This window comes from Pseudomonas linyingensis, assembly GCF_900109175.1.
Lineage (GTDB): Bacteria > Pseudomonadota > Gammaproteobacteria > Pseudomonadales > Pseudomonadaceae > Geopseudomonas > Geopseudomonas linyingensis.
This window is the reverse complement of the sequence record NZ_FNZE01000001.1, coordinates 50137-73154: the sequence shown is the minus strand read 5'-3', so window position 1 is coordinate 73154 and position 23018 is coordinate 50137. Positions and strand designations below refer to the sequence as shown.

21 protein-coding genes are annotated in these 23018 nt (G+C 64.5%); 6 read left to right on the top strand and 15 right to left on the bottom strand.

The genetic code is table 11. The annotated features are described in order from the left end of the window. Positions 1 to 37: 37 nt before the first annotated feature. Both pgeF and rluD read right to left on the bottom strand, forming a co-directional pair. Entirely contained in the window at positions 38 to 787 is a 750-nt protein-coding gene (gene pgeF, locus BMZ19_RS00375; RefSeq protein ID WP_090305171.1) for a peptidoglycan editing factor PgeF, read from the bottom strand. After that, positions 784 to 1746, bottom strand: coding sequence for a 23S rRNA pseudouridine(1911/1915/1917) synthase RluD (gene rluD / locus BMZ19_RS00370; RefSeq protein WP_090305169.1), 963 nt, complete (start codon positions 1744 to 1746; stop codon positions 784 to 786). Before rluD ends, pgeF begins: the two co-directional genes overlap by 4 nt. A 146-nt stretch (positions 1747 to 1892) precedes the next feature. Between rluD and BMZ19_RS00365 the strand changes: the two genes are divergently transcribed. Further along, complete coding sequence (locus BMZ19_RS00365; protein WP_090305166.1) at positions 1893 to 2909, top strand: outer membrane protein assembly factor BamD; 1017 nt, start codon at positions 1893 to 1895, stop codon at positions 2907 to 2909. Between the two features lie 59 nt (positions 2910 to 2968). Here BMZ19_RS00365 and BMZ19_RS00360 read toward each other — a convergent pair whose 3' ends face one another. Continuing rightward, complete coding sequence (locus BMZ19_RS00360; protein WP_090305164.1) at positions 2969 to 4603, bottom strand: NAD+ synthase; 1635 nt, start codon at positions 4601 to 4603, stop codon at positions 2969 to 2971. Between the two features lie 185 nt (positions 4604 to 4788). Here BMZ19_RS00360 and BMZ19_RS00355 point away from each other — a divergent pair, with 185 nt between their 5' ends. The 5 genes from BMZ19_RS00355 (at position 4789) to BMZ19_RS00335 (ending at position 10659) form a co-directional block, all read left to right on the top strand. Next, on the top strand, positions 4789 to 5019 hold the full coding sequence (locus tag BMZ19_RS00355) for a PP0621 family protein (protein ID WP_090305160.1): 231 nt from the start codon (positions 4789 to 4791) through the stop codon (positions 5017 to 5019). After that, positions 5006 to 6598 carry a sensor histidine kinase gene (locus tag BMZ19_RS00350; protein WP_244517081.1) on the top strand — a complete coding sequence of 531 codons (1593 nt, stop codon included), beginning with the start codon at positions 5006 to 5008 and terminating at the stop codon, positions 6596 to 6598. Before BMZ19_RS00355 ends, BMZ19_RS00350 begins: the two co-directional genes overlap by 14 nt. Before the next feature lie 2 nt (positions 6599 to 6600). Further along, positions 6601 to 7950 (top strand): sigma-54-dependent transcriptional regulator, encoded by a 1350-nt coding sequence (locus tag BMZ19_RS00345; protein ID WP_090305154.1) that lies wholly within the window; start codon positions 6601 to 6603, stop codon positions 7948 to 7950. A gap of 326 nt (positions 7951 to 8276) precedes the next feature. Beyond that, positions 8277 to 9614, top strand: a complete 1338-nt coding sequence (gene gdhA, locus BMZ19_RS00340) for an NADP-specific glutamate dehydrogenase (RefSeq protein WP_090305151.1) — start codon at positions 8277 to 8279, stop codon at positions 9612 to 9614. Positions 9615 to 9804: 190 nt separating this feature from the next. Next, a complete protein-coding gene (locus tag BMZ19_RS00335; RefSeq protein WP_090305148.1) occupies positions 9805 to 10659 on the top strand; it encodes a helix-turn-helix transcriptional regulator in 855 nt (284 codons plus the stop codon). Positions 10660 to 10842: 183 nt separating this feature from the next. Here BMZ19_RS00335 and BMZ19_RS00330 read toward each other — a convergent pair whose 3' ends face one another. The 12 genes from BMZ19_RS00330 to BMZ19_RS00275 form a co-directional block, all read right to left on the bottom strand. Then, positions 10843 to 11907 carry a tetratricopeptide repeat protein gene (locus BMZ19_RS00330; protein WP_090305144.1) on the bottom strand — a complete coding sequence of 355 codons (1065 nt, stop codon included), beginning with the start codon at positions 11905 to 11907 and terminating at the stop codon, positions 10843 to 10845. A gap of 1 nt (position 11908) precedes the next feature. Then, on the bottom strand, positions 11909 to 12871 hold the full coding sequence (locus tag BMZ19_RS00325) for a type II secretion system F family protein (RefSeq protein WP_090305140.1): 963 nt from the start codon (positions 12869 to 12871) through the stop codon (positions 11909 to 11911). A 31-nt stretch (positions 12872 to 12902) separates the two neighbouring features. Further along, entirely contained in the window at positions 12903 to 13889 is a 987-nt protein-coding gene (locus BMZ19_RS00320; RefSeq protein ID WP_090305136.1) for a type II secretion system F family protein, read from the bottom strand. A 2-nt stretch (positions 13890 to 13891) separates the two neighbouring features. Further along, positions 13892 to 15322: a TadA family conjugal transfer-associated ATPase gene (locus BMZ19_RS00315; protein WP_090305133.1), complete on the bottom strand. Its 1431-nt coding sequence runs from the start codon at positions 15320 to 15322 to the stop codon at positions 13892 to 13894. After that, positions 15315 to 16547, bottom strand: a complete 1233-nt coding sequence (locus tag BMZ19_RS00310; RefSeq protein WP_090305130.1) for an AAA family ATPase — start codon at positions 16545 to 16547, stop codon at positions 15315 to 15317. The genes BMZ19_RS00315 and BMZ19_RS00310 overlap by 8 nt, the downstream gene beginning before the upstream one ends. After that, positions 16541 to 17044, bottom strand: a complete 504-nt coding sequence (locus BMZ19_RS00305; protein ID WP_090305127.1) for a TadE/TadG family type IV pilus assembly protein — start codon at positions 17042 to 17044, stop codon at positions 16541 to 16543. The genes BMZ19_RS00310 and BMZ19_RS00305 overlap by 7 nt, the downstream gene beginning before the upstream one ends. After that, on the bottom strand, positions 17044 to 17508 hold the full coding sequence (locus BMZ19_RS00300; protein WP_090305124.1) for a TadE/TadG family type IV pilus assembly protein: 465 nt from the start codon (positions 17506 to 17508) through the stop codon (positions 17044 to 17046). Before BMZ19_RS00300 ends, BMZ19_RS00305 begins: the two co-directional genes overlap by 1 nt. Positions 17509 to 17560: 52 nt before the next feature. Further along, complete coding sequence (locus BMZ19_RS00295) at positions 17561 to 18916, bottom strand: pilus assembly protein TadG-related protein (protein WP_090305122.1); 1356 nt, start codon at positions 18914 to 18916, stop codon at positions 17561 to 17563. A 31-nt stretch (positions 18917 to 18947) separates the two neighbouring features. After that, positions 18948 to 19217, bottom strand: a complete 270-nt coding sequence (locus BMZ19_RS00290; protein WP_090305120.1) for a hypothetical protein — start codon at positions 19215 to 19217, stop codon at positions 18948 to 18950. A 14-nt stretch (positions 19218 to 19231) separates the two neighbouring features. Continuing rightward, the gene (locus BMZ19_RS00285; protein ID WP_090305117.1) at positions 19232 to 20746 is read right to left on the bottom strand and encodes a type II and III secretion system protein family protein; all 1515 of its coding nucleotides are present in this window, start codon (positions 20744 to 20746) and stop codon (positions 19232 to 19234) included. A gap of 85 nt (positions 20747 to 20831) precedes the next feature. After that, on the bottom strand, positions 20832 to 21638 hold the full coding sequence (gene cpaB / locus BMZ19_RS00280) for a Flp pilus assembly protein CpaB (protein ID WP_090305114.1): 807 nt from the start codon (positions 21636 to 21638) through the stop codon (positions 20832 to 20834). Continuing rightward, entirely contained in the window at positions 21635 to 22987 is a 1353-nt protein-coding gene (locus BMZ19_RS00275) for an AAA family ATPase (RefSeq protein ID WP_244517074.1), read from the bottom strand. Before BMZ19_RS00275 ends, cpaB begins: the two co-directional genes overlap by 4 nt. Positions 22988 to 23018 lie beyond the last annotated feature (31 nt).

Genomic DNA, 23018 nt, shown 5'->3' with positions numbered 1-23018 from the left:
GGGGTGCAGAGACCTGCAGGAACCAGCTTGCTGGCGCCTACAGGGCTAACGACTCCAGCCAGATCAGGCTGGCCAATCGCCCGGTACGCGGCTCGCGGCGGTAGGAATAGAAGCGCTCGGCATCACTGAAGGTGCACAACCCGCCACCGTATACGGCGGTGATACCAATGGCCGCCAGGCGAATGCGCGCCAGCCGGTACAGGTCGGCCATGAAGCGCCCGGGATTGACGCTGGGCACGAACGCCGCGACCGCCTCGGCATGCTGCGCGACGAAGGCCTCGCGTACCTCGGCGCCGACCTCGAAGACCTGCGGGCCGATGGCCGGCCCCAGCCAGACCAGCACCTGATCGACCGGGCAGTCCAGCGCGGCGACGCTGGCCTCCAAGACCCCGGCCGCCAGCCCACGCCAGCCGGCATGCGCCGCCGCCACGCGGCTGCCGGCACGGTCGCAGAACAGCACCGGCAGGCAGTCGGCGGTCATGACGGTACAGGCGATGCCGGGGGTGGCGCTCCAGCTGGCGTCGGCGTCGGCGACCTGCGCCGGATCGGCCTCGGCCACCGCCACGCCGTGCACCTGACTGAGCCAGGCCGGCTGGCAGCCGAGCAACGCCTGCAGGCGCCGGCGATTTTCGGCCACGGCAGCCGGATCGTCGCCGACATGGTCGCCGAGGTTGAAGCTGTCGAACGGCGCCTGGCTGGCGCCACCGGCGCGGGTGGTCACGCAGGCGCGCACGCTGGGTGGCGCCGGCCAGTCAGGGATCAGCAGATCACCGAGGGCCAGACTCATCCGATGAACGCCTCGCGGTCGCCGCGCAGCAGGTTGAGCAGCTCGACCAGGTCGTCCGGCAGTGCCGATTCCCAGCCCATGCGCTCGCCGGTCACCGGGTGATCCAGCTCGAGGAAGCGCGCATGCAGTGCCTGGCGCGGATACTCGCGCAGGGCCTGGACCAGCACCGGGTTAGCCGCCGGCGGAATACGGAAGCGGCCGCCATAGAGCGGATCGCCGACCAGTGGGAAGTTGACGTGGGCCATGTGCACGCGAATCTGATGGGTGCGCCCGGTCTCCAGCTTGACCCGCACGTGGGTGTGCGCGCGGAAGCGCTCGAGCACCCGGTAATGGCTAACCGCCGGCTTGCCGGTGGAGGTCACCGCCATCTTCTGGCGCTGCTGCGAGTGGCGACCGATGGGGGCATCGACCTTGCCGCCAGCGGTGACCACGCCGAGTACGATGGCCTCGTAGACGCGGCTGACGCTGCGCGCCTGCAGCTGGGCGACCAGATTGGTATGCGCCTCCAGGGTCTTGGCCACCACCATCAGGCCGGTGGTGTCCTTGTCCAGACGGTGGACGATGCCGCCACGCGGCACGTTGGCCAACTCGGGCCAGTGATGCAGCAGGGCGTTGAGCAGGGTGCCGTCGGCGTGCCCGGCAGCCGGATGCACCACCAGTCCGGCGGGCTTGTCCAGCACCAGCAGGTGCTCGTCCTCGTAGACGACGTTGAGGGCGATATCCTGCGCCAGATACTCGACTTGCGCCTCGCGCTCGGCCTCCAGCTGCAGCACGGCGCCGCCGTGGACGACGTCGCGCGGACGCAACACGGCGCCGTCGACGGTCAGCCGACCATCCTTGATCCAGCCGGCCAGGCGCGAGCGCGAGTGATCGGGAAATACCTGGGCGGCGATCTGGTCAAGACGTTGCCCGCCCAGCTCGTAGGGCACTTCGGCACGCAATTGAATGATTTCGGACATGGCGGGTATCGGGGAGGGCCGTGCGGCTTTGGTTTCAGCCACAGGCTTGTGGTTAAATACGGCGAATTTCCCCCAGAGGATTCTGGGGCGCCAATCATATCAGGCCGGCCCCCGTCACGCACCCGGCCCCAGGGAACCCAAGCGCCATGCAAGTGAAACACCTGCTGCTGATCGCCACCCTCGCCCTCACCGCCGCCTGCTCGTCGCAGCAGGTGATCGACGAAAACCTCAGCGAGGCCGAGCTGTACAAGCAAGCGCAGGAGCACCTGGACAACGACAGTTACACCAGCGCGGTGACCTCGCTCAAGGCGCTGGAGTCGCGCTACCCGTTCGGTCGCTACGCCGAGCAGGCGCAGCTCGAACTGATCTACGCCCACTACCAGAACCAGGAGCCGGAAGCCGCCAAGGCCGCCGCCGAGCGCTTCATCCGCCTGCATCCGCAGCACCCCAACGCCGACTATGCCTGGTACCTCAAGGGCCTGGCTTCCTTCGACCAGGACCGCGGCCTGCTGGCCCGCTTCCTGCCGCTGGACATGACCAAGCGCGATCCCGGCGCGGCCCGCGACTCGTTCAACGAATTCGCCCAACTGGTCGCCCGCTACCCGAACAGCCGCTACGCCCCGGACGCCAAGGCGCGCATGATCTACCTGCGCAACCTGCTGGCCGCCTATGAAATGCACGTGGCGCACTACTACCTCAAGCGCCAGGCCTACGTCGCCGCCGCCAACCGCGGCCGCTACGTGGTGGAAAACTTCCAGGAAACCCCGGCCGTCGGCGACGGCCTGGCGGTGATGACCGAAGCCTACCAGCGCCTCGGCCTCGACGATCTGGCCGCCACCAGCCTGGCCACCCTCACGCTCAACTACCCGGACCACCCGTCCCTGGAAAGCGGCGAGTTCGTGCCGAGCGAGAAGGAAGCCGACACACGCTCCTGGATGAGCAAGGCCACCCTTGGCCTGATCGAGAGCGAAGCGCCGCTGCCGCCGGGCCAGACCCGCGCCAGCCAGGATGTGCAGCGCCAGTACGAGGAAGCCCTGGAAGCCATCCCCGAGGAGCTGCAGCCGGAAAACGCGCAAGAGGTCGAGCCCGACGAAGTCGAGGAAGACGACAACGCACCGAAGCGCTCCTGGTGGAAGCGCATGACCTTCGGCCTGTTCGACTGACACGACCGGGCAATGAAAAAGGGAGGCTACGGCCTCCCTTTTTCATTTCTGCCGGACAGTCACTCGCCGATGCGCCAGCCCGAGGTGATCGGATAGCGGCGATCGCGGCCAAAGCCGCGCTGGGTGATACGCGGGCCGACCGCGGCCTGGCGGCGCTTGTACTCGTTGAGATCGACCAGGCGCAGCACGCGGCGCACGTTCTCGGCGCTGAAGCCGCGGGCGATGATGGCATCAGCCGACTGGTCCTCCTCCACGTACAGGCGCAGGATCTCGTCCAGCTCCGCATAAGGCGGCAGCGAATCCTCGTCCTTCTGGTCCGGCGCCAGCTCCGCCGACGGCGGACGGTCGATGACCCGCTGCGGGATCACCTCGCCACCCAGGCTGTTGCGATACTCGCAGAGACGGAACACCAGGGTCTTGGGCACGTCCTTGAGCACGTCGAAGCCACCGGCCATGTCGCCGTACAGGGTGCAATAGCCGACCGCCACCTCGCTCTTGTTGCCGGTGGTCAGCACCAGGTAGCCCTTCTTGTTGGAGATCGCCATCAGCAGGGTGCCGCGGCAGCGCGCCTGCAAATTCTCCTCGGTGGTGTCGCGCGCCAGGCCGGCGAACACGGGCGCCAGTGTGCCCATGAACGCCTCGACCATCGGCGCAATGGGCAGCACGCTGTAGGCCACTCCCAAGGTGCGCGCCTCGGCCTCGGCATCCTCGAGGCTGATCTGCGCGGTGTAGTGGTACGGCATCATCACCGCCTCCACCCGGTCGGCACCGAGGGCATCCACCGCCACCGCCAGGGTCAGCGCCGAGTCGATGCCGCCGGACAGGCCGAGCACCACGCCCTTGAAGCCGTTCTTGCGCACATAGTCGCGTACGCCGAGCACCAGCGCGCCGTACACGCTGGCCTCCTCGCCAGCCAGCGGTACGCAGGCGCCGGGCTGCGGCTGCACCAGCTCCTCGTCGACCTGCAGCTCGGCGAGGAACAACCCTTCCTCGTAGGCCGGCGCGCGCTGCAGCACATGGCCGCTGGCCGCCACCACGCAGGAGCCGCCGTCGAACACCAGCTCGTCCTGGCCGCCGACCTGGTTGACATAGACGATCGGCATGTCGCCTTCGCGCGCGCGCGTCGCCAGGGTCTCCTCGCGCAGGCGCTGCTTGTCCAGGTGGAACGGCGAGGCATTGAGGTTGAGCATCAGCCGCGCGCCGGCGGCACGCGCCGCCGCCATCGGCTCGGCATGCCAGATGTCCTCGCAGATGCTCAGCGCCACCGGCACGCCGGCGATCTCCACCACGCACGGCTGGTCGCCGGCATCGAAGTAGCGCTTCTCGTCGAACACCTGATAGTTGGGCAGCTTCTGCTTGTAGTAGCGCGCCACCTGCTGGCCGTCATCGAGCAGCGCACAGGCGTTGTAGCGCCGCTCGCCCTCCACCCAGGGGAAGCCGATCAGCAGGCGGATGTCACGCACCTCGCGGGCCAGGCGCTCGAGGGCGGCCTCAGTGCGCAGTTGCATGCTGTCCCGGAACAGCAGGTCTTCCGGCGGATAGCCGCACAGCGACAGCTCGGGAAACACGATCACATCGGCCTGCCACTGTTCGCGGGCGCGCCCGGCCGCCTCGATGATGCGCTCGACATTGCCGTGAATGTCGCCGACGCGCAGGTTGAGCTGGGCCATCGCGACCCGCAGGACTTGACTCATGCTGCTCTCCAAATGAAGGGAACAGGCGCCGGGAACCGTGAGAGTCCCGCCGGGCCTGATGTAAGGGCCGCATTGTCCCGCAACGGCCGCAGCCGACACAACGCACAGTCGCGGCCGGCGGTGCTGGGATCGCGCCGCCGGCGACGCTACACTGGCGCCCGATTCCGCTTGCGCATGAGAGCATTATGGCTCGCCTACTGATCCTGCTTGCCCTGTTCGCCCTGGCCTGGTGGCTGTGGCGCAGCTTCACCCGCCCGAAGAAGGCTCGCCCGCCGGCCGCGCCCAAGGTCCAGCCGATGGTGCGCTGCGCCCACTGCGGGGTACATGTGCCGCAAGCCGAAGCCCTCGCCCACGACAACCGCTGGTATTGCAGCCGTGCCCACCTCGAACAGGACAATCCCCCTGGACCGCGCTGACTTCTGGTCGCCGAGTGCCGAGCAGGGCCAGCGCATCCTGCGCCTGTACCATCTCTATCGCCTCAGCGTCGGCCTCGCTCTGGTGCTGCTGGTCACCAGCAACATGCACCGCGAGCTGCTGGACATGGCCGATCCCCAGCTGTTCCGCTACGGCAGCTGGGCCTACCTGGCCACCAACGTGGTGCTTGGCGTCCTGCTGCAGCAGGCCAACCGGCCACTGCAGCTGTTCGGCCTGGCGCTGTTCGACGTCAGCCTGCTCAGCGCCCTGTTCTATGCCGCCGGCGGCATCCCCAGCGGCCTGGCGCCGTTGCTGGTGATCTCGGTGGCGATCGCCAACAGCATCCTGCGCGGGCGCCTCGGCCTGCTGATCGCCGCGCTGGCCAGCAGCGGGCTGATCTACCTGACCTTCTATCTCAGCCTCAGCCGCCCGGCGGCCACCGCCCAGTACGTGCAGGCTGGCGCCCTCGGCACCCTGTGCTTTGCCGCCGCGCTGATCATCCAGGCTCTCGGCCGGCGCCTGCAGCAGAGCGAAACCCTGGCCCGCCGCCACGCCGCCGACGTCGCCGACCTGCAGGCGCTCAACGCCCTGATCCTGCAGCGCATGCGCACCGGCATCCTGGTCCTCGACCCGCAGCTGCGGGTACTACTGGCCAACCCCAGCAGCCAGACCCTGCTCGGCCAGAGCCAACTGGTCACCCAGCGCCTCGACGCGCACTGTCCCGCGCTGCTCGAGCGCTTGCAGCAGTGGCAGGAAAATCCGGCCTTGCGCCCGCAGAGCCTGCAGGCCTTCGCCGAAGGCCCGGTGCTGCAGCCCAGCTTCGTGCCGCTGCGCCGCAAGGGCGAGCGCGACATCCTGGTGTTCCTCGAGGACGTCTCGCAGATCGCCCAGCAGGCGCAGCAACTCAAGCTGGCCTCCCTCGGTCGCCTGACCGCCGGCATCGCCCACGAAATCCGCAACCCGCTCGGTGCCATCAGTCACGCCGCCCAACTGCTGCAGGAAGCCGAGGACCTCAGCGCACCCGACCGCCGCCTGACCCAGATCATCCTCGACCACTCGCGACGCATGAACCTGGTGGTGGAAAACGTCCTGCAACTGTCGCGTCGGCGCCAGGCCGAACCGCAGCTGCTCGACCTGCGCTACTGGCTGCACCGCTTCGCCGGCGAACTGCGCGAAACCCAGCGCGGCGATTCGGCGGTCAACCTGCAATGCGTCTCCGGCTCGATCCAGACCCGCATGGATCCGCAACAGCTGACCCAGATCCTCACCAACCTGGTGCAAAACGGCCTGCGCCACAGCGCGCGCAAGCACGACAAGGGCCAGGTCTGGCTGCAGCTGTTTCGCGACGGCGCCACGCAACTGCCGGTGCTGGAAATCAGCGACGACGGCGACGGCATCCCCGCCGACCAGCTGGGCAACCTGTTCGAGCCGTTCTTCAGCACCGAAAACAAGGGCACGGGCCTTGGCCTGTACATCTCCCGCGAGCTGTGCGAAAGCAACCGCGCCCGCCTCGACCACGTTCCCCGTGAAGGCGGCGCCTGTTTCCGTATCACCTTCGCCCACCCGAAAACCGCGAGCTGAGCATGGCGCAACGAGCCCTGATCGTCGACGACGAACCCGACATCCGCGAACTGCTGGAAATCACCCTCGGCCGCATGAAGCTGGACACCCGCTGCGCGCGCAACGTCAAGGAAGCGCGCGAGTGGCTGGCCCGCGAGCCGTTCGACCTGTGCCTGACCGACATGCGCCTGCCCGACGGCACCGGCCAGGAACTGGTGCAGCTGATCCAGCAACGCTACCCGCAGACCCCGGTGGCGATGATCACCGCCTACGGCAGCCTGGACACCGCGATCAACGCCCTCAAGGCCGGCGCCTTCGACTTCCTCACCAAGCCGGTCGACCTGGCGCGCTTGCGCGAACTGGTGGCCACCGCCCTGCGCCTGCGCAGCCCGCAGGTGCAGGACGTCGCCGAGGGCTCGGTGGACAGCCGTCTGCTCGGCGACTCGCCGCCGATGCGCGTGCTGCGCAAGCAGATCGCCAAGCTGTCGCGCAGCCAGGCGCCGGTGTACATCAGCGGCGAGTCCGGCAGCGGCAAGGAGCTGGTGGCGCGCCTGATCCACGAACTCGGTCCGCGCACCGAGCAGCCGTTTGTGCCGGTCAACTGCGGGGCCATCCCCTCGGAGCTGATGGAAAGCGAGTTCTTCGGCCACAAGAAGGGCAGCTTCACCGGCGCGGTGGAAGACAAGCCCGGCCTGTTCAAGGCCGCCGATGGCGGCACCCTGTTCCTCGACGAGGTGGCCGACCTGCCGCTGCCGATGCAGGTCAAGCTGCTGCGCGCCATCCAGGAGAAGGCCGTGCGCGCGGTCGGCGGCCAGCAGGAAGTCGCGGTCGACGTGCGCATCCTCAGCGCCACCCACAAGGACCTGGCCGGCGAGGTCGCCGCCGGACGCTTCCGCCAGGATCTCTACTACCGCCTCAACGTCATCGAACTGGGCGTGCCGCCACTGCGCGAGCGCCGCGAGGACATCGCCCTGCTCGCTGAGCGCAGCCTGCAGCGCCTGGCTGCCGAATGCGGCCTGGAGCCGGCCCAGTTGAGTGACGAGGCGCTGGAGAAGCTGAAAAGCTACCGCTTCCCCGGCAACGTGCGCGAACTGGAAAACATGCTCGAGCGCGCCTACACCCTGTGCGAGGACGACCTGATCCAGGCCAGCGACCTGCGCCTCGGCGATGCTCCCGCCCCTGGCAGCGGGGACAGCGCCGGCGGCAGCCTGACCCAGATCGACGACCTCGAGGACTTCCTCGAAAGCATCGAACGTCAGGCGATCATGCAGGCGCTCGAGGAAACCCGCTGGAACCGCACCGCCGCCGCCCAGCGCCTCGGCCTGTCGTTCCGCTCGATGCGCTACAGGCTGAAGAAGCTCGGCATCGACTGATGCCTCGGCCGATATAGCGGCCGCCCCTCACCTCCCCCTCGCCCTTGCCGATACGGCGGCCTGCGTCCAGGCCGCACGGTATCCGCGCGCCTCACCCCACCCATCGCATCGCACCTTTTTCGACCATCAGAAAACCCAAAACAGTGCACCATGACGCTATAAGAACCGGCCTAAACCCGCTCTAAACGGCGCCAATTTACAAAAAAGCACCAAAAAGATTCATCCAAGCGTCACTTCGCACTACCGGAAAGCACTCCTGGCTGTTAAATTTCCGCACCCGCCAGATACGGCCGACCTCATTCGTAGAAAACCTTCGAGGCATCCCCATGTCCCTGTCCCTTGACGCCTTCCTGACCCAACTCAAGCGCCGCGACCCCGACCAGCCGGAATTCCACCAGGCGGTCGAAGAAGTGGTGCGCAGCCTGTGGCCCTTCCTGCAAAGCGAACCGCGCTACATGAAGGCCGCCATCCTCGAGCGTATGGTCGAGCCGGAACGCGCCATCCTGTTCCGCGTACCGTGGGTCGACGATCAGGGCGTGGTGCGCGTCAATCGTGGCTACCGCGTGCAGATGAGCAGCGCCATCGGCCCGTACAAGGGCGGCCTGCGCTTCCACCCGTCGGTCAACCTCGGCGTGCTGAAATTCCTCGCCTTCGAGCAGGTGTTCAAGAACTCCCTGACTTCCCTGCCCATGGGCGGCGGCAAGGGCGGCTCCGACTTCGATCCGAAGGGCAAGAGCGACAACGAAGTGATGCGCTTCTGCCAGTCGTTCATGAGCGAGCTGTACCGCCACATCGGCGCCGACCTCGACGTGCCGGCCGGTGACATCGGCGTCGGCGCCCGCGAAATCGGCTTCATGTACGGCCAGTACAAGCGCCTGGCCAACGAGTTCAGCTCGGTGCTGACCGGCAAGGGCATGAGCTACGGCGGCAGCCTGATTCGTCCGGAAGCCACCGGCTACGGCTGCGTGTACTTCGCCCAGGAAATGCTCAAGACCCGTCACGAAGGCTTCGATGGCAAGCGCGTGGCGATCTCCGGCTCGGGCAACGTCGCCCAGTACGCGGCACTCAAGGTCATGGAGCTGGGCGGCAAGGTCATCTCCCTGTCCGACTCCGCCGGTACCGTGCTGATCGAGGCCGGCCTGAACCAGGAGCAGTTCGACTACCTGATGGACCTGAAGAACGTCCGTCGCGGTCGCATCGAAGAGATGGCTGCCCACTTCGGCCTGCAGTACCTGGAAGGCCAGCGTCCGTGGGGCCTGGTGTGCGACATCGCCCTGCCGTGCGCCACTCAGAACGAGTTGGACGCCGACGACGCGCGCACCCTGATGAAGAACGGCTGCATCTGCGTGGCCGAAGGCGCCAACATGCCGTCGACCCTGGAGGCCGTGGACCTGTTCGTCGAGGCCGGCCTGCTCTATGCCCCGGGCAAGGCTTCCAACGCCGGCGGCGTGGCCGTGTCGGGTCTGGAAATGAGCCAGAACGCCATGCGCCTGCTGTGGACCGACGGCGAAGTGGATGCCAAGCTGCACAGCATCATGCAGAGCATCCACCACGCCTGCGTCGCCTACGGCGAGGAAAACGGCCGCATCAACTACGTCAAGGGTGCCAACATCGCCGGCTTCGTCAAGGTTGCCGACGCCATGCTGGCCCAAGGCGTGGTCTGAGGCTCCCGCCTCGCGACGCTGCCTGAGCAGTACAGAACAAGCCGGCCGCTGTGCCGGCTTTTTCTTGCCTCGCATTTTTTATTCCAAAAAGCTCATTTAATCCTCACGTTTAGGAGGATTGGTTCTCTTCCGCCCGCCCTGAATGATCTTGAATTGATAGCAGAATCAAGTCAGTAGAGTAGTTAGTGGAATGAGTGCCAAGGCCGCGAGCAAGCCCCGTCTGTTGTGGTTCGATCTGACCAGCGCGCAGAACGCCGAGCAGTGCACCCAGCAATTCACTCCGCCGTGCGAGGTCACCCTCGCCTATGGTCTCGGCAGCCTGCCGGCAGCAGACGAGAAGAACCTGCCGGACATGATCTGCCTGCAATTCGACCGCCCCGACAGCAGCGGTCTGAACCTGTTGCTGGAGATCAAGCGTCGCGCGCCCTCCATCCCGATCACCATGCTCACCGTGCAGCACTCCGAGGAACTGGCCGTGTGGGCGTTCCGCTCGGGCGCCTGGGAGTATCTGACCCTGCCGCTGTCCGGCGCCGAGCGCCAGCGCTACCTTAAGTCCCTGCGCGACCTGCACGAACTGCGCCGACGCCCGCCGGGCAGTCAGCGTCTGCGCCCGGTACGTACCGAGCAACTGCCCGACTGCGTGCGCCTGAACCGCGGACAGCATGCCCACCAGCCGCTCTACGCCGCCCTGGCGCATATCGACAATCACTTCCGGGAACGGATCGAAGAGAAGGAAATGGCCGAGCTCTGCGCCATGACCGTGGTGCGCTTCAGCCGCATGTTCAAGCAGAACTGCGGTATCGGCTTCCAGGAATACGTGATGCGCAAACGCATGCAGGCCGCCGAGGAACTGCTGCTCAACAGCGAGATCCCGGTCTCCAGCGTGGCCTACATGGTCGGTTTCAAGGACCCCTCCTATTTCGCCCGCGCCTTCCGCCAGTATTTCGGTCACAGCCCGAGCGCCTGCCGGCAAGCTCAGCCAGCGGAAACGACAACGCCCCTGCCCGACCAACTGGATAGAAGGGCATCGGATCGCCTGCAGTAGAACAATCGTTCGCAGTAGAACAAAAGTGGACCGTCTGAAGGGGCGACTCATTCACCCTGAGCAATGGCATGCACGACTTTCACCCCTCTCCCAGTCATGGGAGAGAGGCCGGGGGTGGGGTAGCAGTAACTGTTGTCACTTCATGCTATTTCCCTGCTCACTTGTCCGGCAGATCGCCACAATTCAAGGCATCTTCACGTGCCCTGTCGCAGGCAGGCTGACACTGGAGACCACTGGCGCCAGCGGCACCTGCAACTCACCCACACTGCCACCCTCGTTGCGGATGCGACGAATCTGCTCAACGCGCTTGAGGTTCTGGAAGGCCACCTCATAGTGGGCCGGCGACTGGTCGATGGCGCTACGGAAGAAGCGTTCGGCCTCTGCCAGCTTGCCCTCGATCAGGCAGATATAGCCAACATCGTTGCTGGCCTCGGCGCGCGGCTCGACCTGCTCGAAGGCCGACAGCGCCTCCTCGTATTGCCCCATGCGCGCCAGTAGCATCCCGTAGTTGCGCCACGCGGGCTTGTAGCTGGAATCGAAACCCAGTGCCTGCCGATACGCCGTGCGTGCGGCCGGCCAGTCGCCCGCCAGATAGTGCGAATAGCCCTGGCTGTTAGCCACCATGGCCGAGCGCGGGCTGATCTGCAGCGCCAGCTGGTAGTACCGCTGCGCCCGGTCGAAGTCGTTGCCCAAGTCGGCCAGCACGCCAAGGCCGGTGTAGACCCGCAGCGGCGATTTTTCGTCCACCATCAGCCGGCTCAGATCGGCCAGCTCGCCTGGCGGCACCCCATCGCCAAAACGCTGCTGGTCCAGGCGCAGTGCATTGCCGAGCGTCTGCTGCGCCTCCGAATAACGGCGCATACCGATCTCCAGTGTGCCCAGCTCGCTCAGGGCCTCGAGATTGGCCGGATCGTTCTTCAGTACATCGCGCAAGGCCAGCTCGGCCAGCTGACTGTTGCCCCTCTCGCGATGGATACGCCCGACCCACACCAGCGCGTCGTAGCGTTTGGCATCAAGTTCGCTGGCGCGCAGGAACAGGTACAGCGCCTGATCGGTATCACCGGCTGCATAGGCCGCACTCGCCATCTTCATGGCCTGATCCGATGTTTCGGCCCCCTTCTGAACCTTGTAGAGCACCGAGCGACCACCGTCGTACAGCTCATTACGGCTCTTGCCGACACCCTCCCCCATGGTCTGGCAACCTGCCAGCGTGGCAGCAAACGCTGCCAAAAGTGCGATCCTGCGCATATCACAATCTCCCGAAGGCCTTGAGAACGCCGACAATCACCGGTCCAATGACGACCAGGAAGAAACTCGGCCACAAGCAGAAGATTAGTGGAAAGATCAGTTTGGTACCGAGTTTCGCCGCCTGCTCCTCGGCGGCCTGGGTGCGCCGGTCGCGAAACTCCTCGGCATAGATGCGCAGGGTATCAGCCACGCTGGTACCGAAGCGGATGCTCTGGGCCAACAGGCTGACCAGACCGTTGATGTCCTCCAGGCCGGTGCGGTCAGCCAGATGACGCAGGGCCTCCGTGCTGGAGATGCCGGCACGAATCTCGGCGTTGACCAGCGCCAGCTCCTCAGCCAGCTCGCCATGGCTGACCGACAGCTCCTCGGCCACCCGCTCGATGGATTGCGGCAGCGCCAGGCCGGACTCGACGCAGACCACCAGCAAATCCAGGGCATCGGGAAAAGCCGCGCGCAGTGAGCGCATCCGTGCCTGCTTGCGCTTGTCCACATAAACCGCCGGCACAATCCAGCCCACCCCCGCAGCCCCTACCAACAGCAGGGAAGCCTGAAGGAACGAAGCCCCCTTGAGGAACGGCAAAACCAGCACGGCAATCCCAACCAATACCAGAATCAGCAACAAACGAGCCGCCCAGTAGGCTTGGGCGGCCGAGGGCTGACGGTAACCGGCGTGCACCAGCAGAGTTCGGGTCGGCGAATTATGCCAGTCCTGATTACCGGCAAAACGCTCGCCCACCTGCTCCAGCATCAGCTGCAGGCTACTGGGCGCTGCGCGGCCGACACTGGCATGGCCACGCTTGAGCACATTCAGGCGGCGTTGCAGCGGACTCTGCAGGCCAACCACCAGCAGCCCCACGGTCACCAATGCCAGCACCGCACTCAGCCCCACTGCACTGACAAACAACAGACGCGCCAGCTCAGGATTGCCCACCACGCTATCGAGCAAACTCAGTAGATAGTCCATTTGCAGTCCCTCCCCACAGTCCGCCCAGGCTTCAGACCTCGATGCGGATGATCTTTTTGATCCAAAAAATCCCCAGCAGCATGGCAAAGAAGGACCCAGCGATCAGCTTGTGCCCAATCGGCTCCTTGAGCAGCATGGGCAGATACTCTGGAGAAGTAGCCATCAGCGCGATGGTCAACACGAAGGGAATCGCCACCAGTACCCACGCCGACATCCGCCCCTCCGCCGACAGCGTCTTGACCTTGCGCTGGAAACGGAAGCGACCGCGAATCAGCGAGCTCAACCGCTGGAGAATCTCGGTGAGGTTGCCGCCGGTTTCCCGGTGCAACAGGATCGAGGTCACCAGCATCATCACAGTCATACTTGGCATGCGCTCGAGCAGGCCGAGCATGGCGCGACGCACGTCGTTGCCGTAGTTGATGTCGGCAAAGGTCAGGCCGAACTCGTGGGCTACCACGCCCTTCTGCTCGTCGGCCACCAGGCGCAGGGTCTCGTTGAACGGATGCCCCGCCTTGAGGGCGCGGACCATGGAGTCGAGCGCATCCGGCAACTGCTCCTCGAACTCGGCGAAGCGTTTGCCGCGGTCGCTGGAGATCTTCAGGATCGGCACCCAGAACAGCGCCACACCGACCGCCAGCGCCGCCCACCACAGGGGGAAGAACAGCCACACCAACAGCGCTCCCCCTGCGGCCAGCGCCAGGCCGAGCAGGATCACCCGATAGGCGCGAAACTCGTGTCCCGCCTGCTCGACCATCTCGGCCAGCTTCTCCATGCCCGGCAGCTGCTCCAGCGCCGCCTCCAGCGGCGACAAGCGCTTGAGGTATTTCTGGCGCAGCACCGTCTGCATGTTCGGCACATCACTGGCACGCTCGAGCACGTGCAGCCGCTCGCGAATCCGCTTGCGCACCTTGCCGGCTTCGCCGAACACAGGCACCGCCAGTCCCTGGCTGAGCAGGAAGACCGACAGGAAGATCATACCAAGGAAGATCAGGATGAATTCCGTGGGGATCTGGCTCATGGCTATTGACCCTCCATCCACTCCGGCCGGAACAGGTTGAGCGGCAGCTCGATACCGCGCTTTGCCAGCACATCGCGGAAAGCCGGGACCATGCCGGTGGGCTTGTAGTCGCCGAGCACCTCGCCATGCTCACCGATGCCGCGGCGCTCGAAGGTGAAGATCTCGGTCATGGTGATGATCTCGCCCTCCATGCCGTTGATCTCCTGCACGCTGACCAGCCGGCGCTTGCCGTCCTCCTGACGCTCGAGCTGTACCACCACGTCGATGGCCGAGGCGATCTGCTGGCGCAGCGCCTTGATCGGGAAGGTGGCGCCGGTCATCGCCACCATGTTCTCGATACGTCCCAGAGCATCGCGTGGGGTGTTGGCGTGGATGGTGGTCAGCGAGCCGTCGTGACCGGTGTTCATCGCCGCCAGCATATCCAGCGCCTCGGAACCACGCACCTCGCCGATGACGATGCGGTCGGGGCGCATGCGCAGGCTGTTGCGCACCAGCTCGCGCTGGTTCACCTCGCCACGTCCCTCGATATTCGGTGGACGGGTTTCCAAGCGCACCACATGGGGCTGCTGCAGCTGCAGCTCGGCCGAGTCCTCGATGGTAACGATGCGTTCGTTGTGCGGAATGAAGCTGGACAGTACGTTGAGCATGGTGGTCTTGCCGGTACCGGTACCGCCGGAAACCAACACGTTCATCCGGCCACGGACGATGGCCTTGAGCACCAGGGCAATCGCCGCGGTCAGCGTGCCGCGCTCGATCAGGCTCTCGGTATTGAGCAGATCGACGGCAAAGCGGCGGATCGACATGCTCGGCCCGTCAATGGCCAGCGGCGGGATGATGGCGTTGACCCGCGAACCATCCTTGAGGCGGGCATCCACCAGCGGCGAAGACTCGTCGATACGCCGCCCCAAGGCAGAGACGATGCGGTCGATGATATTGAGCAGGTGAGCATCATCGCGGAAGCACACATCAGTTCTCTGCAACTTGCCGAAGCGCTCGACATAGACCGACTTGGCTCCGTTGATCAGGATGTCCGACACCGTGCTGTCGGCCAGCAGCGGCTCCAGCGGGCCGAGGCCGAGCACCTCGTCGGTGATCTGCTTGATGATCAGCTGGCGGCTGGCCACGCTGATCGGCGCCGAATGATCGTCAAGCAGGCGCAGGCAGATCTCGCGAATCTGCTTGGTTGCCTCGGACGGCTCCAGGCTGTCGAGCAGCGACAGATCCATGACCTTGAGCAACTGCTCGTAGACCTTCTCGCGCCACTCCACCTCCAACGGGTTGAGCTGGGTGCGGGTACTGTAGTTGTTCAGCGGCACGGCCTCCTCCCAGGCCAGCTGTTCGCGTTCGTGGCTGGTGGCTTCGCTGGCAGTGGTCGGCGACGCTGCAGGTTTCTGCGGTGACTGGCGCAGGCGATTGCGCAATTCGTTAAGCATGGCTGACTCCCCCGAACAGGCGACTCACCGCACGCTTGAACAGTCCGCCACGTTGGACTTCCGGGCTGCCCTGCAGATCTTCGGCGATCTGCTTGAGTGCCAGGGTAATGGCGGCGCGCGGTGCATGGATGGCCAGAGGCACGCCGGCGTTCTGGCTCTCGCTGACCACAGTGAAATCGTTGGGCAATAGCAGCAGGTCCGGGCAGCGCAAGGCCTCCTCGATATCCTTGAGACTGACCGCGGCATTCTTGTTGTAACGGTTGACCAGCACCTGCAGGCGGCTGGACTGGATGCCCATGTCGTCGCGCAGGATGCGCAGCAGGCGGTCGGCATCCTTGAGGTGGCTGATACTCTGCTGCACCACCACCAGCGCCTTGTCGGCACTCTCCAGTGCAGTGCCGGTGAGGTGGTCGATCTGCCGTGGCAGGTCCACCACCACCCAGTCGTAGGTGCTGCGCGCCAAGTGCAGCAGAGCCTCCAGCTGCTCTGCATGGATATCCTGTGGCAGGCACAGCTCGGAGCTGCGTCCGCCCAGCACGTGCAAGTTGGCGTTGTAGTGAGTACAGAAACCACGCAACGCCAGGCTATCCATTTCGCCTATCTGCTGCAGCACTTCGACGTGACTGTGAGTCGGCTGTACATCGAGATAATGCGTCACGCTGCCGAACTGCAGATCGAGGTCGATCAGTAGCACGCTGGCGTGCTGGCTCAACTGCTGGGCCAGGTTGCAGGCCACCAGGGTCGCACCGGAGCCCCCCTTGGCGTTCATCACCGCCAGCAGTTTGCCGCTCCTACCGCTGCTGGCACGTTTTTCCTGCACCATGCGCAGCAGCGCAGCGGCCATTTCCTGCGGGTTGAGCGGCTCGGGGAGAAAATCCCGCGCCCCCGCCTGCATGGCCAGGCGCAAGCCTTCAGCCTGCTCCAGCGCACCACATACCAGCAAGGCCGGACGCTCGGCAGCTGGGCGCTGCATCAAGGCTGCCAGCTCCTCGCGCCACATGGCGCTGACCCGCAACAACAGCAGGTCGGGCATATGCTCAAGACTGTGCAACGGATCGCAGTGGCCATTGCTGACCAGCCGTGTAGTCACTTGCAGGCCTGGAACGTGCTGGCAGATGCCCTGCAGGTCCTTGAGCGCCTGGGCATCGCGGCTGCTGATCAGCAATTTCAACCCCTGCCGCGATGAGTTATCCGTCGCTATCGGCACTTCCTTTAAGTTCAGCATGGAGTGATCTCCGGAACGACGCCATCCTCGGCATGCCTGCCGAGACTTTCGCGGGGAATGGTCGACCTGAATACCGGCAGGGTAAACATCCCGCGAAATCCAGGAATCAGCAGCTCGAAGGGAAAATCGCTCACCCGTAGCTGCACGTAACGAATGGCACGGAAACCGTTGGCGCTGATCAGATCATCAGGACTGGCAACGACCGCCCCGTTCTCGTCCAGGTAGATCAGATTCAGATCGGCGGTTTCCAGACTGCCAATCAGCGAGCTGGCACCGCTGTTGTTGATGTCGTTGAAGATGGCCCGCCGCAGGATGCGCTCGTCTCGAATGTCACAAACCGCGGCTAGCCTGGCACCGCGTCGCACCACCTCGTCCAGACCATTGACCGTGAAGTACAAACGGCCCATTTCCAGCACTCCGAACAGCAGCACGAAGAGCAGCGAGCCAATGATGGCGAACTCCACTACGTACACACCGCTCATGCGTTTCGCGTTCATCACAGCCCCCTCATCACTGTGGTAGCCACCAGCGGGAAATTCAGTGGAATGGCATTGCCGATCAGAGCCGGCAAACCGTTGCCGATCACCGGCCGGAACACATAGCTGATGCGTACCTGCACATGCTCGGTCCCAACCGTGCTGACCTGTACATCGCCCGTAGTCAAGCCAGGCACCACCGTGTTGCCCTGGGGAGTGGGAGTGCCATAAACGGCGAGATTCTTGGTCCGAGCTTCCAGCACCGGATCGATCTCCACCTGGCCGAGATTGCCGTTCCAAGCCTGGCCGGCGAGATAACGCACTGCATCGCGGTTGGCCTGCAGCAGGTTGTTGTAGTGGTAGAGCATGCGTCCGAACTCGGCGATGGCGAGCAGCAGCAACAGGAGCAGCGGCAGGGCAATGGCAAACTCGACCATGGCCACACCTCGCTGGCTCTGGCTGTGCTTGTGTGAGCGAACTTGCATAATCACCCTCCCTTGCCGGGACAAGCCCGGCAGGCTTGCTTTCAACCACCGATCAGGAGTCGGTACTCGGCGTACGGTTGTCGTCGATATAGGTCTTGTACAGTTGGATGATCGCTGGACCGGTATCCTCAGTCGGCACCGGTCCGGCTACGCCATCGCCTTCGCACTCCTTGACGAACTGGCCGAACACCTGGGCCTCTACGCCCTGCTGGGCAACGGTCTGCAACAGGAAGAAGCAACCAAAATCCAGCACCGGTACATCGACCTGGCCTCCCGACTCTCCATCGCAGTTGCCGATCACTATATTGAGCATGCGCCGCTCGTAGGCCCCCGCGCAGGAGCCGGACGCTGCACAGGCCGCACTATCCGTCTTCCAGTCATTGAGGTCGTACAGTGGAGCTCCGCCAGCCGACAGATCTCCGCCGCTGGAAGTTACCTGCTGCCCCTGGTATTCCACCTGAGCCGGCGACGTACTGTCGTTGTAGGTCATCTTGGGGTCGTTGAACTCGGTGACCCAGTCCGGCGGATAGTCGGTGGCGTTCATGCCGGGGCCGTTGTACACGCCGAAGCGGGTATTCAGCCCCTGGGCCACGGGGCCTACCTGGTTGCCGGGTTCGGTGCCGACCTCGTCGCCTACCACATTGCACTTCTCGATACCACCAGCCAGGGCGGTGCGCAGGTCGTTGGCGCCGGAAGCCCCATCAAGGCGCAGCAGCTGAAAGTTTCCTGGGCCGATGGCCGGCTCATTGCCAGCCGCACTCTTGAGGACTTCCAAATCCCCATAGCTATACCCCCAGTACGAAGTACCGCCATTATCCGCAGGATCGTCATCGGGATCGCCGCAGACCATGATGGGCTCGATCTTGCAGGGGCTGGCCGAAGGGCTCGGCCCTGCGGTGGCAATGGCGGCCACTGCCTTGTCGCCCAAACCTGCAAAGACCTGAGCGACCCCCCACAGGAACCCCGTCAGAGGGTAGTCCGGCACAGATACGCGGACGTACCTGGCATCGACCGGCCCAGGAAAGGAGAAGGGGCCATAAACGCTGTTGGAAAGCGTAACCACGGTAGAACCCGCAACCGCCGGCGCTGTTACTCCAATCGCCTGGCCCAGCTCTCCGTTACCCCCAGCCGCGGCATTGCGCGCCAAGGTATCCAATGCCGCATCGCGAGCCAGACTGGAGGCATTGCCGCTACCGAAGGACTGCTGCAACGTCTTGGCACCGCTCAAGGCTGCGGCATCCACGGCATTCTGCAGGCGCGTCTTGTTCAGCAGCATGTGGCCACCATCCAGAGCCAAGGCCCCCATCAGCAGCATGGCCACCAAGGCAATGACCACAAGCACTATCACGGCCCCCTGTTGCCTGACCGGCCAGTGTTGCTTGAGGTTTCGTTTAGTCAGGGGGCGCATACATATTTCCTCACAAGTCGTTATATCAACGTCAGTTGCCTATGTTGATCTGAATGGGCTGCGCTACCTGACCGGCATCGCCGGTAACACCGCGGTAGTTGTCCATCACCTGCTCGGTCAACGGGCCATCGATGCCCGTTGGCGATACTTCCGTTCCCGGATTGGCGACCAACTCCTTGTCGGCAATTTGCTGGTAGGTGGTGGCGTACACCGTGGATCCCAGGTCGCCGACCCGTCCTTCCTCATAGGTCATGCACCCCGTCAGGGTGGTCAGCAACATCAGCGAAATCAGTGTTTTCATGGTCTGTGCTCCCTTCAGTCCAGATCGTGGCCGAAGCGGCCTTCGCTTACGCCCAAGGTCACCGGGATGTTGCGGCCCGGGCCGTTGCCCTTGGTCTTGCCGAGCAGGTAGAAGTCCAGATCGTTGGGCTCGACGAAGCGCTCGGTCGGCAGGCGCACAGCCTTGGCATCCAGCGGTTTAGCCAGATACGGTGTCACCATGATCACCAACTCGGTTTCGCCGCTCTGGTATTGCTGGCTGCGGAACAGATGCCCCAATACCGGGACATCGCCCAGACCGGGAAACTTGCTGACGAAGTCACGCGTGGTTTCGTTGATCAGGCCAGCGATGGCTATGGTCTGGCCGTTACCCAACTCCACGGTGGATTGCGCACTGCGCTTGGTGATCGACGGAATGACCTGAGCCACGCCCCCGCCCAATACGCTATCCAGTCCAGTGTCCAAGGCCAGGGCATTGGTATTGGAAAGCTCGCTGACCGAAACATTCAGGTTGAGGTTGATCCGTCCGGAGTCCAATACAACCGGCAGGAACTTGACCCCCACACCAAACTCCTTGTACTCGATGGTGATGCCGTCATCCTCGGTGACCGGAACCGGGAACTCGCCACCGGAGATGAACTCGGCCTGCTGCCCGGTCAGAGTAGTCAAGGTCGGCTCAGCCAGGACCTTGGCGGAACCATTATCCTTGGCCGCCTCCAGCACCACGTTGAACAGGAAGTTCTCCGAGAGGAACTGGCCGAACAGCGCCTTGCCATTGCCAATCATCGAAGCCGGATCAAGGGGGGTACCGTCAGGCGCCACACCTAGCAACCGGCCATCGTTGAAACCACCCCCACTCCAGCGGCTGGAGGAGCCGAAATCCAGAGCGTTGAAGCGCACGCTGAGGTTCTTGAACAGGCTACGCTGCATCTCGGCCACCTTGACCTCGAGCATCACCTGCTGACTACCGCCGACGGTGAGCAGGTTGATCACCTCCAGCGACTTACTCGGTTTCGCCTCGGCCGCTTCCGCCTTGCCTTGGGCAATGCTCTGGCTCTGTGCGGTATAGGTCTTGGCCACCTTGACCGCAGTATCCATCGCAGCCGCGCTGGAAACCTGGCCACGCAGCACCAGTGCGCCCTGGGCGCTGAATACCGAGATCTTCTCGTTGGGCATCAGCTCGTGGAGCTTGCTCTTCAGCGCACCGAGGTCGTGCACCACCTCGAGATCGAGGCTGTCGATCAGCCTGCCTTGGCCATCCCACAGCAGCACGTTGGTGCTGCCCAGCGAGCGGCCTAGCAGGTACAGCTCGCGCGGGTTGGTGACCAGTACATCGGCGATTTCCGGGTTGCCGATGGAAACCTTGCGTACCGGCGCACTGGTGGTCAGCACTCGCGACTTGTAGATGGGTACTTCGACATTGGTGATGGCGCCCCCCGGAAAGCCCGCGGTCACCGCGTTGGGCTCGGCGGCCTGGACCGCCAGCGACAGCAACAGCCAGGCGCCAACCGTGCACAGCGCGTGCGCCCCCAGCCTGTGGATTGTGTCCATGTCCTGCTCCTTAGTCTTTATCAACGCTTGCCTGCATCTGTCGGACGCCAGACCCCGCGCGGCGCCCTGCTGTCGAACAACCCCGCTAACGCTGTACGCTCACCCGCTCCACCTCGGTGCCACGAATAATGGTGACCTGCCCCATGCCATCCCCACTGCTGCGGCGCACCACCCGCTTCGGCGCTGGCCGTGGCGCTACGGCCACCACTGGCTCGGCCTTGGCTTCGGGCTTCTTCTGCTCGTCCAGCGGATTGCGCAGGGCCAGTTGCAGCTTTCCTTCGGTTTGCGCCTTGACCAGGACCTCGGCCTCTTCCGAGGTCATTTCGAGAGTCACCGCGCGCACCACTACCGGTTGGGTCTTGTCGGTGCTGGCGGTCTGGTCCACCGCCAGCACGCGCAGATCCTCCAGAATGGTTTCCGACTTGGCTTCGTTGCTGCCGCCTGAAGTCTTCTTGGTGGCCAGCACGTCGACCCGGTTGCCGGGCAGCAGGAAACCACCGACGCCCACTACATCATCGACCCGTACCGAGATCGCCCGCTTGTTGGGGGCGATCAGCGAGGCCAGGGTACTCCCCCCCAGGTGCTCGGCCAGCCGAGCCGCACGGAGGATGTCGCCCTGCAGCAGGGTGAAGGTGGCAATCCGGCCGGTGGCCTTCTCTACCGTATCGAAGGCATCACTGGGCGCCGATCCCTTGGGCATGGCCACCAGCTTGACGTGCTGTGGCTCGACCATCTGGCCGAAGGGAATCTCCACCACAGCCACCACCACGTTCTCCATATTGGAATCGGTGGCAGTATTCATCCGCGCAGTCAGCCAGTTGTTGGCCATCCAGGCTGCGCCAAGCCCGAGCAGTACCGACAGCGCGATCAACGACAATGTGCGAGAGCTCATGGTGTGTCTCCTTGCTCAGCGCCCCCGAGCCTGACGAAGTAGTTGTGCCAGGCCCATTCCAGCTCCTGCGGCGTCAACGGCCCGGAGCTCCCCTGATAACGCTGCCGGTCGCGCGCCATGCCGAGCAGGTCGCGCGGATGGCAGGGTGCCAGCGGCACCTTTTCCGGCTGGTGCAGTCCTTCGATCACGTAACGCAACAGCAGCGGGTCGAAGGGAATGCCCAGTTTCTCCACTTCCTGGCGCCAGATCCGCTCGTACTCGTTGCGGGTCAGGTGGTCGAAATGCAGCTTGTAGCCAATGCGGCGCAGGAAGGCCTCCTCTGCCAGTTCCAGCGGGTTGAGGTTGGTGGAAAACACCAGGATCAGGTCAAAAGGTAGTTCACAGTGGCGACCGCCGCCGAGGTTGAGAAAATCTTTTTTCTCCTCCATTGGCACGATCCAGCGGTTGAGCAGTTGGGCCGGCGCCATGCGCTGGCGGCCCATGTCGTCGATGATGAACATGCCGTTGCTGGCCTTGAGCTGCAGCGGCGCCTGGTACTGGCGGGTATAGGGGTCGTAGCGGATATCCAGCTGATCCATGGTCAGCTCGCCACCGGTGATCACCACCGGGCGCTTGCAGCGCAGCAGTCGGCGATCGTGGCCCTGGTCCAGGCGCAGGGTCGGCCGGGCCGGATCGTCCGCCCGCTCGTGCACCTGCGGGTCGAAGACCTCGATGATCGCCTCGCCGATGGCGATGGCCTGGGGAATCCAGATCGCCTCGTCGAACAGGCGGATCAGCTTGCTGCTGATGAAGGTTTTACCGGTACCGGCGGGGCCGTAGATCATGATCGCCCGTCCGGAATTCAGCGCCGCGCCGAGCTGGTCGAGCAGGCCGTTGTGCAGCACCACGCCCTCGAAGGCAACCTGCATGGCCTTGGCGTTGACGCCACCGTGGTGGATGGTCTGGGCAAGGAGCAGTTCGCGGTAGCAATCCACGGGATAGGGCGCCGGGCCGATATAGCCGCTGCGCGCCAGCGCATCGCGGGCCGCGCCGCGACCGCGGTCGGTAAGCCCGTAGCGCAGGCCGCCGCCGGCGCCGTTATTCTGACCGAGCACCTCGATCCGACCATCCTTGCGCAGAAAGGCCAGCAGCTCGTCGAGCACCGGCCCGGCCAGCGCCAGGCGCTCCATCAACCTGGCGGTATCCAGGCTGCCGGCGTCGTACAGGTGTTTGCAGAGCAGATCGATCAACAGCGGTTCGGAAAGTCCGGTTTCCGCCACGCTGCGTGGCTGTGTCACGTTGAACGTATTGTGTTCTCCGGGACTATCCCGCCCGGCCTCCTCGATCCTGGCAATCCCCGGCAAGTTCATGGCCTGCTCCCTGGTATTTGTTGATTTCTTT